12 protein-coding genes are annotated in these 12828 nt (G+C 45.4%); 10 read left to right on the top strand and 2 right to left on the bottom strand.

From position 1 onward, the window contains the following. The 9 genes from ACJHYR_RS21290 to ACJHYR_RS21250 all read left to right on the top strand — a co-directional run. Positions 1–2331 (top strand): beta strand repeat-containing protein (locus ACJHYR_RS21290; protein ID WP_410233145.1); only part of this gene is annotated, 2331 nt, incomplete at its 5' end. A 31-nt stretch (positions 2332–2362) separates the two neighbouring features. Beyond that, on the top strand, positions 2363–2785 hold the full coding sequence (locus ACJHYR_RS21285; RefSeq protein ID WP_021551753.1) for a tail fiber assembly protein: 423 nt from the start codon (positions 2363–2365) through the stop codon (positions 2783–2785). A 460-nt stretch (positions 2786–3245) separates the two neighbouring features. Beyond that, positions 3246–3572, top strand: a complete 327-nt coding sequence (locus tag ACJHYR_RS21280; protein WP_016262346.1) for a hypothetical protein — start codon at positions 3246–3248, stop codon at positions 3570–3572. Continuing rightward, the gene (locus ACJHYR_RS21275) at positions 3572–4018 is read left to right on the top strand and encodes a hypothetical protein (RefSeq protein WP_016262345.1); all 447 of its coding nucleotides are present in this window, start codon (positions 3572–3574) and stop codon (positions 4016–4018) included. The genes ACJHYR_RS21280 and ACJHYR_RS21275 overlap by 1 nt, the downstream gene beginning before the upstream one ends. Then, positions 4008–4625, top strand: coding sequence for a hypothetical protein (locus ACJHYR_RS21270; RefSeq protein ID WP_021551755.1), 618 nt, complete (start codon positions 4008–4010; stop codon positions 4623–4625). The genes ACJHYR_RS21275 and ACJHYR_RS21270 overlap by 11 nt, the downstream gene beginning before the upstream one ends. Next, positions 4622–6547, top strand: coding sequence for a head protein (locus tag ACJHYR_RS21265; protein WP_094545040.1), 1926 nt, complete (start codon positions 4622–4624; stop codon positions 6545–6547). Before ACJHYR_RS21270 ends, ACJHYR_RS21265 begins: the two co-directional genes overlap by 4 nt. Next, complete coding sequence (locus tag ACJHYR_RS21260) at positions 6547–6915, top strand: hypothetical protein (protein WP_021551757.1); 369 nt, start codon at positions 6547–6549, stop codon at positions 6913–6915. The genes ACJHYR_RS21265 and ACJHYR_RS21260 overlap by 1 nt, the downstream gene beginning before the upstream one ends. A gap of 93 nt (positions 6916–7008) precedes the next feature. Continuing rightward, on the top strand, positions 7009–10050 hold the full coding sequence (locus ACJHYR_RS21255) for a hypothetical protein (RefSeq protein ID WP_021551758.1): 3042 nt from the start codon (positions 7009–7011) through the stop codon (positions 10048–10050). After that, positions 10040–10333, top strand: coding sequence for a hypothetical protein (locus ACJHYR_RS21250; protein WP_021551759.1), 294 nt, complete (start codon positions 10040–10042; stop codon positions 10331–10333). The genes ACJHYR_RS21255 and ACJHYR_RS21250 overlap by 11 nt, the downstream gene beginning before the upstream one ends. 34 nt (positions 10334–10367) lie before the next feature. Here ACJHYR_RS21250 and ACJHYR_RS21245 read toward each other — a convergent pair whose 3' ends face one another. After that, a complete protein-coding gene (locus ACJHYR_RS21245) occupies positions 10368–10532 on the bottom strand; it encodes an XRE family transcriptional regulator (protein WP_164843726.1) in 165 nt (54 codons plus the stop codon). A 111-nt stretch (positions 10533–10643) separates the two neighbouring features. Beyond that, positions 10644–10946, bottom strand: a complete 303-nt coding sequence (locus ACJHYR_RS21240; RefSeq protein ID WP_021551760.1) for a hypothetical protein — start codon at positions 10944–10946, stop codon at positions 10644–10646. A 183-nt stretch (positions 10947–11129) separates the two neighbouring features. On the opposite strand from ACJHYR_RS21240, the gene ACJHYR_RS21235 reads away from it, so the two are divergent. Then, positions 11130–12815 (top strand): portal protein, encoded by a 1686-nt coding sequence (locus tag ACJHYR_RS21235; protein WP_114213058.1) that lies wholly within the window; start codon positions 11130–11132, stop codon positions 12813–12815. The last annotated feature ends 13 nt before the right edge of the window (positions 12816–12828 follow it).

Below are 12828 nucleotides of genomic sequence, written 5' to 3'. Positions count from 1 at the left end.
AATGCTGCAACCGCAACGAAACTTCAGACGGCACGCACAATCGGCGGAGTGTCATTTGATGGCAGCGCCAATATCAACCTGCCGGGTGTGAACATTGCCGGTAACCAGAACACAACAGGTAATGCTGCAACCGCAACGAAACTTCAGACGGCACGCACAATCGGCGGAGTGTCATTTGATGGCAGCGCCAATATCAACCTGCCGGGTGTGAACATTGCCGGTAACCAGAACACAACAGGTAATGCTGCAACCGCTACAAAACTGCAAACAGCCCGCACAATCAACGGTGTTAATTTTGATGGTTCTGCGAACATTTCGATACCAACAATTACGTCCAGAGGGCGTGTTACTGCGCTCACCGGTACAACGCAAGGTGCTGCTGCTGGATTGCAGATGTATGAGGCGTACAACAACGGCTATCCTTCTGCTTACGGGAATGTGCTTCATCTTAAGGGCGCAACTGTCGCTGGTGAAGGCGAGTTGTTCATAGGTTGGAGCGGTACAAGTGGTGCTCATGCGCCTGTACATGTACGTTCGCGACGAGATACTGATACAGCCAGTTGGTCTGAGTGGGCGCAGGTCTACACATCGAAGGATTCCATCCCTGGTGTAAATACAACAGGCAACCAGAACACAACCGGAAACGCGGCGTCTGCAACGAAATTACAAACGGCACGCACAATCGGCGGGGTGTCATTTGATGGCAGCGCCAATATCGACCTGCCAGGCGTGAATAAAACAGGTAATCAGAGCACTACCGGCAATGCAGCTACAGCCACAAAACTGCAAACAGCACGCACCATTAATGGGGTTTCATTTGACGGAACGGCTAATATTTCGCTGTCACCGGCAAATATTGGTTGCCCGGCATCTCCTACTGGTTGGCTTGAAACAGGTGATAATGGAGCATCAATAACAACAGAGCAATTAGTGACTCTGCTACGAGATAATGGTGCTTTTAATGCAAAGGTATGGATAGCGCGTTGTGCCTGGGCGTATGCAAATAGTGCATCCATACCAAATAGTGAAACTGGTTGTGGCGTTATTCCATTAGCAGGAGCTGTTATAGAGGTATTTAATAACGGTAGTAGCTCAAACAATTATACGATCCGTATAACAACGGCCACAACGGCGAGTGTCTCTGGTGCTCTCACTAATGCGGAGTTTATCTATGTATTTAACGGGACGAGCTATTCACCAGGATGGCGCAGAGCGTATAACACTAAAAACAAGCCTACTGCGGCTGATGTCGGAGCTTTACCACTATCTGGAGGATCGTTAACTGGCGGATTAACTGCTGCTGGCGAGATTATTTCCAAATCGGCGAATGGTCTTCGTATTGCCTATGGCAACTATGGATTCTTTATCCGAAACGATGGTTCAAGCACATACTTCATATTGACCGCCTCGGGTGACAATCTTGGAACATGGAATAGTTTAAGACCGCTTACCATTAACAACGCCAATGGTGCTGTTTCAATCGGTAATGGACTCAATGTTACTGGCGGCATCAATGGTAGTTTGAACGGTAATGCTGCAACTGCAACGAAACTACAAACAGCGCGCACAATAGGCGGGGTTTCGTTTGATGGTACAGCAAACATCAATCTTCCGGGCGTTAATATTGCCGGAAATCAAAATACAAGTGGTAATGCAGCTACAGCGACAAAGTTAAAAACTGCCAGAAAAATAAGTGGAGTGGCTTTTGATGGTTCTGCAGACATCACATTAACGGCAAGTCATGTTGGTGCGTTACCAACAACAGGTGGTACTGTTACCGGTGAAATTATATCCAGCAGCCAAAATGCTATACGCCTAACTTATAATAATAACTATGGATTCCTAATAACTAATACTGGATATAGTTTCCAGATATCAACCACTGGGCAAAATGTTAATGGTGATGTCGTTTACACTCCATTAAAGATAGATGGCGGTGATGGTCGCGTAGAATTAGGACGTGCTGATGGTCATGTAAGGGTTATGGGGAATTTATCTGCCGTTGGTCAGATTACCCCTGGTAACTATAGTAATTTCAACACGAAATATCAGGCTAAAAACACAGCATATGCCAACATTCATGGATGGCATAAGGATACATCAACTAAGGTGATGATGCAGTGGGGGTTTATAACAAATTTAACTCCAGGAAGCGTGGTTAACTTTCCGACTACTTTTCCTGAGGCGTGTGCGGTAGTTGTGATTTCGCCTCACAGCGGGAATGCTGTCAATTCAATTCTTTATACATACAACCACTCAGCCACTGGTTTTACAGTGAAAAGTAGCTCCACTGATAAAATATATGCACAGTATGTTGCTTATGGTTATTAAAAATATAGTTAATTAGAATGAAGGTGCTTAAATGGCAAAGTATTACAGCAAAGAGACTGGTGGTTTCTACGACGACAGACTAAAAGAAGATTACGATAAAAACGGTTCATGGCCGTCCGATACTGTACATATACCTGATGACTTATATGATGAATTGTTATCAGGGTATGGCAATGGGAAAATAATAATTGCAAATGGCGATGGTTATCCAATGTTATCTGACCCACAACCTATGAGCTTAGAGGATAGAGTCAGCATTGCTGAAAACACCAAAAGTAGTCTTATGAATGATGTGAGCATAAAAATATCAACGCTTCAGGATGCTGTTGATATGGATATTGCCACTGATGAGGAAATAGAAATGTTGACAAAGTTAAAGAGGTATAGAGTTCTTCTTAATAGAGTTGACACTTCTGTTGATGCAGATATCTCATGGCCTGAGATGCCTGTATAAACAATCATAACAATCCAATCAGCACTGCTTTTTTGATATTTCAAGCCCTCTTTTGTTGAGGGCTTTATTAGTGAGTGCTTTTGTGACCTTTTTTAGTAATACAATCCTTTGGTACAAAAAAGCCGCCGTCCAGTCAATGACGGCGGGCAAAATGAACACTCAGTTAGTGGTATCTGAGAGGGGGGCATTATATTCACTGAATGACGCTTGTGAAGACTCACATGTCATCATTTTGTCCTCAAGAATCAGCTCACATCTTGCGCATTCAAGCGTATTTCTCTTTAAAGCCGTGTTTGGACCATTTTGTTGATACGCGAATTTGGCATCCTCCACGCTCTGAGTGACGAGGTTTACGGACCACCGGGCCATCATATGCATCCATTTTGTGTGAATGGCATTTAGTCGGGAAATAACAAACTGGATAAGTTGAAGCCGCGTTAAACGTCATTTCTGGAGGGGTATGTTTGCAGATTATGAAAATCTGGCTGTAGCAGTCATAACATCCCTGCTGAGTGGAACCGGCGTATTCCTTCTCGGAGTTAGAGACGGGCGCATTTCTGCGTCACTGCTCAACCTCGCGAGTGAATTGTTTACTGCGGTAACTGCCGGGCTTGCGGGGTTTTGGGTGGCTGATAGCTATGAATGGCCGGAAGGCATCATTTACTGCGTTGTTCTGATTGCCAGTAACAACGGAAGTGAAATTTTACAGGGCTTGAAGTCCAGAGCTAGTAACGTCTTGAATCTCTTAAGCGTAATAGCGAGTGGGGGAAAAGGTGGAGAGAAGTAATGGGTGACTTTGGAAATTATTTCATTTTTATCATGGCATTTGTTGCCGTTATTGACCGTTTCTTATTTCGTCGCAAGAGTGTTGATATTTTGAGCATTGGCGAAGCTGTAGTGAAAGAGTCTGCTATAGCGTTTCCCGTGTCGCTTCGCGTTAAGCGAAGCTGGGTAAGCAATGCACAAATCGAATATTGGTTGCAGGACTTGAAAAATCCATCTGTGGTTATTTCGGGGAAAACAAGACCAGTTGACGCATCAAAACGCGGTGAGAGAGAAGAATATTTGCTCATCGACACGAAATATCTTGAGCCAGCGAAGTGGGATCTAAAGGTTACATTGACTAACGGTAATTGCCGCCTGAATCCGCTTTATCGCATTTTCCCTATCAATGACTGCATAGAACGCCAGTTTATGATTGAAAAGTGTGAAGGAGACTGGAATGTCAAATAAGTCTAATTATGTTCTTCTTAATTATGATGAGTTAAACGAAAAGGGGCTGGCAAAACTCGTCAAAGAAATCGGTAAAGGAGGCTACAAGATAGCGAGGGTGATCCCCGCCAGTAATGGCAGGAAGAAAGACGGGATCATGACGCGCACGTTTACCCTTATCGGAATCGATGAGCAGACGATGGACGTTCAGGTTAATGATACTGGTGATATTTCTGGTGTAAAACTGAACGGAAAAATTGTTCCTTTCAAGCCAGTTAAAACGCTGATGGCTTTAGGGCAATCACTAGCTGCTTTATTTAATAAAGGCGCATCATCATTTCAGAAATCATTGGCGCGTAAGTTAGCTCGTGCGGCGAAAGATATTGATGATGGGAATAAGAAAATAAAAGGCGTTAAGTCCAATGCGCAGAAACTAGCAGAGGCAAAGGAATCTCGCGATGCGATCCGCGAGGATATTGAAAGGGCCAAAGAAAAATTAAATCAGGTGCAAGGTAATTCAGACCGCGCAACAAGAGAAACTGAAATCATTAGAACCGAGATGGCGCAGGAACTGGCGAAAACTCGCGTATTGAAAGAAGAAATAGCGCGCCTGGAGGAAGATGCATGATAAAGAAACCTATTCGAATAAATATCCAGTCCACTTTTGCAGATACGCTCACTGGATATACGCCTAATCGTTGGGTGGCGGAAGATATCACCGAGGATGATTTACTTATCGAGCCTGCGACGCTGGAAGATATCGAGCTGGCCTATATGGGCAACGAAATTTTGGTAACTACCAATGAGGCAATGTTCGAAGCTATAACCACAACAAAATTGCGGTTAGCGCAAACAATGCGAGCATTTGTCCGGGCGCTTAATCGCGGCCTGAATGGCACTGACATTGCTGCGGGTACGGATGAGGCAGGTGAATATGAAGACGGACGTAATAGTATCGGTGGGGCAATCATTGGGCGCGTGCGCCGGGTTGCTAATATCCCTGTTGTAACAGCACAAATACCTCTAACCGATGGACAAACGACAAGCATAATTTTCCATTCTCCAACCGCAGACGGCACAAGAATTAAAGGGGATGACGAGCTGGTTGCGTTTCAGTTTCTTCTTAACAAAAGAAACGTTACGCATGTTGTTGCGCCAATCGGTGGGCGTGATGTATCTCTGAGCCAGGTGTGTCAGGCGCTTTCTAACCTCATTGAGCGTAACAGTGCAAAATTCAAAAAAGCAAAGGAGCGCCAGGACAAAATGAAGGCTGATATTGAGGGGTATCTCAATGAAGCCGACAAGCTGGCAGAAGAACGTTCTGTGCTGATTGAGCAGGTTGAAGACGCACAGCGGGGGCTGGCAGAGAAACGCTCAACACTCAATGATATGCAGAATAAATTAGACGCACAAAAAGCCCTTAACGCGGAATTGCAGGCTAAGCGCGATAATTTATTGTCAGCTAAGAGCCAAGGAACTAAAGAGCGTGCCTTCAATGATCAACTGCGACACATAAAACATAATCTTGCTACAGAAGGCCAAACAACGCTGGATAATGGTGCTGTAGTTAAGTATGTCACGTCAGGCAGTGATAGCTTTGTCACGATTGAGGCACCAGAAGGCAATTTCAGTATTGATGTCAGTGCTGTTAAAGGTGGGAGTTCAGCGGACGCTGCAACCAAATTACTTAAAGCCTATCGTGAACATAATGCTGATCAATACAAAGTGGATGTGTTGCCGGGCCAGCCTGAGCCAACTGATCAGCCGCAGCCTGAACAGGAGCCACAACCAGCATCACATCCTGATCCCCTGGAGGTTGGTAAATATCGCTATGCGCTCCAATCTCGCCCGGCGGGTGTTGGTGCGGTTCCTGAAGGAAATAAAGCTGTACTTGACCGTCCTGATCAGGCTGATCCGTATTACGAATATGCTCGTCACGGAATCATTACGTATGACCGCAAACTGACAGACGAAGAAGTCAGTCAGTACGAATTACGCTATCTGCCTGATGACGATGAACTGAGAGGGATGGCGAACGAGCTGGTTGCGTCCAGCATGGTAAAACATATTGATGGCTATGTAGATCTGTTTGGAAGTGACCTGAAAACATTCAAGGCGCAAGTTAAAATTCTTTTCCGCAAAGCGTTCCCGAACGTGGCATATCCACTTGGTGATGGGGAGAACCTTTTCATTATGGACGTGTATAACGCCCTTCAAAATCATTCAAGCGAAGTAAAAACAGATCCTGTAGTTGAGCCAGAATCGCAACCTGCACCAGCACCAGAACAGGAGCCGGAGCCAGAAGAAGCGGGTGAATCAGCAAGCGAAGCTGACCAGGAAGCAGATAAAGCGCTTGAGTACCTGAAATCCGTTCCGGAGCAGTTCACATCCCGCGATCTGACGGTCATAAGTGCTGAACTTGATCATGTGCAGGAAGCTGCAAACGCTCTTATCAGTGCTGGTCGATATGACGAGAACGAAGCAACTGTAGGTGCAGCCGTTGACTACCTGATCAATATTCTGGCTGAAATTCAGCAGGGAGGTGCTTAATGGCTATCTCTGTTTTAGAACGCCTGAAATTAGGTAAAGAGCTATCAGATCTAATGCAGGCGCAGAAAACCGCGCCAGTATTGCAACGCGTCTCAATTGGTAAGCAGATTGTTGATGTGATGCTTAAACTGGGGCTTGGGGCTGCGGCCCAATCAGTATCGGATCCGCAGGCGCAGCCAGATACTGTTGCAGGTGACATTCCTAAGATAGTGACAGACTTCCTTGGAGGTGCATTCACAAAGTCCACGCAAATGGAATTTATTGATGCGCTACGTGGGATCTCAAACTATGTAGGCGAGTTCCTTACGTTGGAACAGGCTAAAGAGCAGACCATAAGCTGGGTGAAAGCCAACGGTTATGCAGGGTAATCAAAGGGGCTGAAATGCCCCTTTCACTTTCCTGTAAGTCCATAAATCACACACTTTTTACACTTCCTACTTTCTATGTAAGGGGAGTGTATTTTGAACAAGTCAGTTACTTCCGCGCTATCCGAAGCAGCAGACATTAACAGTGTTATTGCGCTGGTTTCTTCATTAGAGAGGCGAGAAACACGCCAGGGGCGCAGTAGTTACGTAGTCACCAGTAAAGGGGCAGAGGTAAAGACGGCTTTTAAGGTCGTTGATGCCAGCAGTCTGATCATTTCGAACAACCTTGACGGTACGATTAATCCGGCCTTCCCGGAAGAACTCCAGCCACGTGACCGTACACGGCTATCCAGCAAACTCCAGGTTAACCGTATTGCCTCCAATTTACGCCCGGCACAATTAACGGATTCCGGCATGAGCAGCCACGGAGCGCCGATAGTTGGTCCGGACAACGTTGTTGAATCCGGCAACGGAAGGAGCATGGGTATCTGGCGTGCCTATGAGCAAGGGCAGGCGGATGAATATCGCCAGTACCTGATCGATCATGCAAAAGAGTTTGGTCTGAATCCTGACGACATTTCACAAATGTCTATGCCCGTATTGGTGCGCGAAAGACTCACTGATGTTGATCGTGCGCAGTTCGCCCGCGATTCAAACATCAGCGATCTGCAAGAGATGGCTGCAAGTGAAAAAGCGTATGCGGATGCGCAATTTCTCACTGAGAGCGTCATGGCGCTATTTAATCCTTCAGATGATGGGAATCTACTGGCGCGGTCCAATGATGCGTTTATTCGTGCGTTTTTGCGCGAAATAGGTGATACGGCGACGGCAGGTTTGCTTACAGCCGATGGGCGTCCAACGAAACAACTTATCGACCGCATCCAGAATGCAATTTTTGCCAAAGCGTACAAGGATGAAAGGCTTGTTCGGTTGGTGGCGGAAGAGCCAGATCCGGAAATGCGTAACATCCTTACCGCATTAAATACGGCAGCCAGCGATTTTGCGCAAATGCAGTCGCTTTCAGGTGATGTTCACCATGACACGGTAACCGGACTGGTAGACGGTATAGAGCAATTGAATGGTCTGGATAAACAGGCTATTGCCGCGCTACAGGAAGCAATTAACCTTGTTCGTGAAGCAAAAGATAACGGTCAGGCAGTAGAAGAGGTGATCGCACAGCGTGGATTGTTTGGAGATAGCACTCCGGAAGCAGAAGCGCTTGCTCTGTTTATTGTTGCCAACAACCGAAGCGCTAAGCGAATGGGGGCAGCTTTCAAGAAACTGGCGCAAAAAATTAACGATGAACTTATTCACCAGCAACAAGCGTTAGGCGATATGTTCGGCGGCGGAGATGTCGATCTGCGTAGCATTTTATCTGCCGTTTCTGATGAAATTGAGGCTGAGTATGGCGAAGGTAAAGGGCTTAATTTCGCCATGTTCGAATCGGTTTCGGGAGATGTCGAACCATACATTTCAAAGCTAATTGCTGATGCGACCAGCGTGGAGGACTTGATCCGAATCGTGAAGGCGTCAGAAAAAATTAAGGAGTCCGCAAAAAAAATAAAGCGCAATGTATTTTTGGAACTTGGTTTTTATATTCGCAATGTCACCGTTAATGAGATTAAGGCGTGGGCTAAACGTTATGGATACAGCAACGCTGTGTTAACAACGATGTTATTGTCTTATCAACGCAGCAATTTTTATGCTAACGCACTGCGTGACGCGATTGAAAAAGGAGATGAAGCTCCTTCACTCGCAGATGAAAGAAATATTGATTGTGACATTGAAACGTTTTGCAATATGTCAGAAGAAGGCGTGCCCGCTGAACAATTTATACGTGTTTTACATAATGCAGCAAAACATATTCCTGATGACTTTAGCATTGATGAATTGCGCAATGGTTGTCTTGTTTGGTTAGGTAACTATTTAAAATCTCCAGCGTCTATTGCAGAGAAAACAGCTTTAAGATTTAGAAAGGAAATGAATAAAGCTGGAAGCGCAGAAGAGATGGTGCGCATAATCCAAAATACTTTGAAGTTATTCAAAAAGAGCTTGCATAATATCAACGATATTATGGCGGCTGGTAGGAAAATAACAGCCAGCGTCGGAGTTAGCTCCGAACTAACGGCAGAGGAGATCGCTGATGCGTATATTGAGACACTTGTCAGGCTTAAGGAGATAGTGGAATTAGCAGAGCATTCCTCATATTACGGAATCAAGGAGCGCGTTGACTTTACTATAGAACAAATCAATAAAGTTAGGTCAAATAAGGAAAAACTCACTGACTACCTTGCTGAGGTTTTGCACCAGAATGATCATGGGATTGGATATGATCTGAAAAAAATGCTTGTTTTTAATCTGGACATACCGGAAGACTTGCAAGCAGAATTATATGAAATAGCTTCATTAACACGTGGACAAAAAGCCTATCCTAATGCGCTTGAAAATGTAGTACATAAAAAAGTCAGAGCCGCATTTGACATGATTCTTGAATCGTCAAATGTGTCACATGACCAGTCTAAGGAATGGAGTCGTGGGATTGCTATTTCTGATGAAGCAGAGCAGTTAAGTGGTCACGATAATGAAACTTTCTCCCGTAAAGCATACAGTATTCGCGAGACAATTGAAAAAGCCTATATTATTTCAGGAGGGACTTTATCTACATTAAAAAATATTAACCACAAGAACAATGTTCGTGCTTTTGCAAGTCGAAATGGGAATATAACAATTGATGCTAATAGTGATCACGAGCGTGTATTATGGCATGAAATAGGTCACCATATAGAACATTCAAATCCCCATCTATTGGAGAGGGCCAAAGCCTTCATTAAATCAAAAACTAACGGTAAAGTTTCTTATCATAATATTGGTAGCCGTGGCAGTGCTGAGTATTTGGTGCGAACCGACCTAAGTCATGGATATATGTCTAAAATTTATATGGAAAATACGGTAAGTTCTGTCAGCGGCAGATTTATATCAAAGCCACCTGCATTAAGCAATTGCAGGGCGACTGAGATTTTTTCTATGGCCTTGCAGATGTATGCCGATCCTGAGCAGGCGACTAACTCTGTATTAAACAATGACGGCGTGCTGGAATTTTTCTTGGGATGTATGAAGGAGTTGCAAAATGAAGTATAGCATTGTGAGTCCCGCTGGGATTAGAGGGATTGTTGAATGCTCTGATGACGGCACATTGCGTATATTTGAAGGCGATATTTCGGAAGAAAATATTGCGCAAGATTTACGCTTTATCAACACAAATTCCGCAATGGGGATCGTGAATACCATTCATGCCGATGGGGTGTTTGTTCTGCGGAGCCTGGAAACTGTTGGCTGGGAGGTTGAGTGGCCAGAGGTGGAAGGAGATCCTGACGACGAAGACGATACTGGCGAATCATATCAAGACATTGATGTGAATTGATATGATTGATAATCCCGCCGTCAGGCGGGTTTTTTTAGCGTGGTGTAAGAATAAATTCAGGATGCTCTCCAGCAAGCAATAACAGGTACTCAAATTCACCAGCCATAAGGCGTCTCGGTTTATTTCTATCTTCTTTGAATTGCCAAGCCCGGAGTTGATACCCCATTTTGTGGGCTAACTCCGTTTGCGTTAGCCCCATTCGCTGGCGGATTTCAATTATGGTTTCCGGGGTGTTTGGTGGGAGTTGTTTCACAATATGCCCTTTGCCAATGCTGTGATTCGCAACGAAGTATATCATCGTTGAATCGATTCACAGAGCTGCGCCGAACAGACCGCAGCATGGCATCCCTTCATCACAGTACCTGGCCCATTCTTTTTGGCATTCTTCTGTTTGCGCGTATTGGCTTAACGCGTCATCCAGCATATCCCAGGCCTTATAGGAATCCTCTGCAACGCTAAACAAAGTCCTGCCTTCCCGGCTTAGAATTTGCAGATTGTAAATGTTTTCATTGCTCAGACATGCGTGGCTGATATGCATGTAAACCGACCATGCAGGAACTCGATTTTTGATAGCAAGTTGGTGTAATTTGGAGTTAATTAAAGAGCTTTTCATGGAATTTCTCCGCAGCAAAGTGGTCAACTTTTTTAATCTTAATACGCACAATGTGCATATTCAAGTTTTATTCTTCACTTTGTTACGAGAGGGGCCAGCCAATATTTCTAGTTGAAAAGATCCATCATCAAAAATCACATACTGACTATGCTGCCGCAAACTGAAAACATTTCGCGGTGACTCATGGCAACGAAAGACAAAAACAAAGGCTTTCTGTCGGCATTGAAGAAAGCCTTCAACAGTGGCGATGTCACGCCTGCTGATCCGGTCGTTTTTACAAGCGGTCATAGTGTCGTTGCGCGTTCTGGTCTGTCTGCTTTACGTCCGGGTATCCTGGGTGGCAATAGCGATGGCATGACAAGCGCGGCAGATACAGTATCAATTTCGGCAGAACTGCCCGGCGACCGCCTGCAAAAATACAACATACTGGAGACGATGGCGAAAAGTCCGACTATCTCCACAGCATTAAACATTCACATTGCGCATTCTCTGGCTCCATCAAAAAAAACAGGCCTCGCATTTATTCTCGCTCCGAAAAATGGGGCAGATAAGGAGGCTGTAAGTCGATGTGAGGAATTGACCGCTGATTTAAGCTCAATGATTAATGATGGCCTGCCATCGTGGGCCATGATCATGGCTATTTTCGGTGTGTCGTATATCCGTCCATATGCAGAGCAAGGGAAGGGGATAACTGGAATTGAGTCGAGCTATTACACGCTCCCTCATTTCGTTCAGGAGTTTTATCGCGGTAGCCAACTTGTCGGATTCAGCGGTGATTACATTCTGGATACGCATACTTTGCGCAGAGTTATAACCGAACCGTGGAATCTGGTTTCCATGAAAAACCCGTACTGGACGCCTCAGCATAAAGTAATGCCAGTAACTTACGGCACTAAAGGCTATTCCTTGCTTAGTGAACAGCAGGACAAGCCGTTAATGGAGACGCAGAACTACGGTACGTCGTTTCTTGAATACAGTTATGAACCCTACCTGAATTTATGTGCCGCGCTTGCTGCGCTGAAAGCAACGCGAAACAACGCTGCAAAAATTGATCGCCTGATTGCACTCACAACGAACACGATAGATCCGGTAAACGCGGCGAATTATACGCGCGGGGTCAGCCAGGCACTGAAGCGTCATAGCGACCTCGTAGCGCAACGGTCGATTAATTCTAATGCTCTCCCATCTGTACTTAACCATCTGATACCCGTCATGGGGGATGGGAAGAACGGGATCACCATTGATACGCAATCTATACCCGCAGATATCAGTGGTATCGAAGACGTTATGTTTCATCTCCGACAGCTCGCGGCAAGCCTCGGTATTGACGCAACAATGCTTGGCTGGGCTGATCAGATGAGTGGTGGACTTGGAGAAGGCGGTTGGCAGCAAACAGCTATCCAGGCCGCCTTACGCGCGAACTGGATCAGACAGGCCGCCCAGCGGACTATTTATCGGCTTCATGACATTCACCTCGCTTATAAATACGGGAAGGTTTACACCGAAAAAAACCGTCCTTATGACGTGCAATTCAACTCAATGAACACAGCTATCCAGGAAGAGGAAAACCGAGAGCTGGATGCGCGCGCCAACTTCGTAGCTGTCATCTCGCAAATAATGGACCAGATCCAGAACAACCCGAAACTGGCGGGTAGCGACGCGTTTATGCGTTATCTGTTCACCGAACAGCTTCGTATCGACGATGACACTCTCAACGTAATGATCCAAGAGTTTAAGGCGAATGAATCAGAGCAAAACAACGAGCATGGTATGTACGAATCCGCGCCGTTGTCGTCCGGTGACGATCCGGAAAACTGGACGCAAGAACAATTAATCAACTTTGCAAAATTTGTGATGAGCAATAATTAACCGGAGGGAAATA

It is taken from the genome of Escherichia sp. WS1450, assembly GCF_046487395.1.
Taxonomy (GTDB): domain Bacteria; phylum Pseudomonadota; class Gammaproteobacteria; order Enterobacterales; family Enterobacteriaceae; genus Escherichia; species Escherichia coli.
The sequence above is the reverse complement of the archived record's forward strand: the minus strand, read 5'-3'. Positions and strand labels throughout refer to the sequence as shown.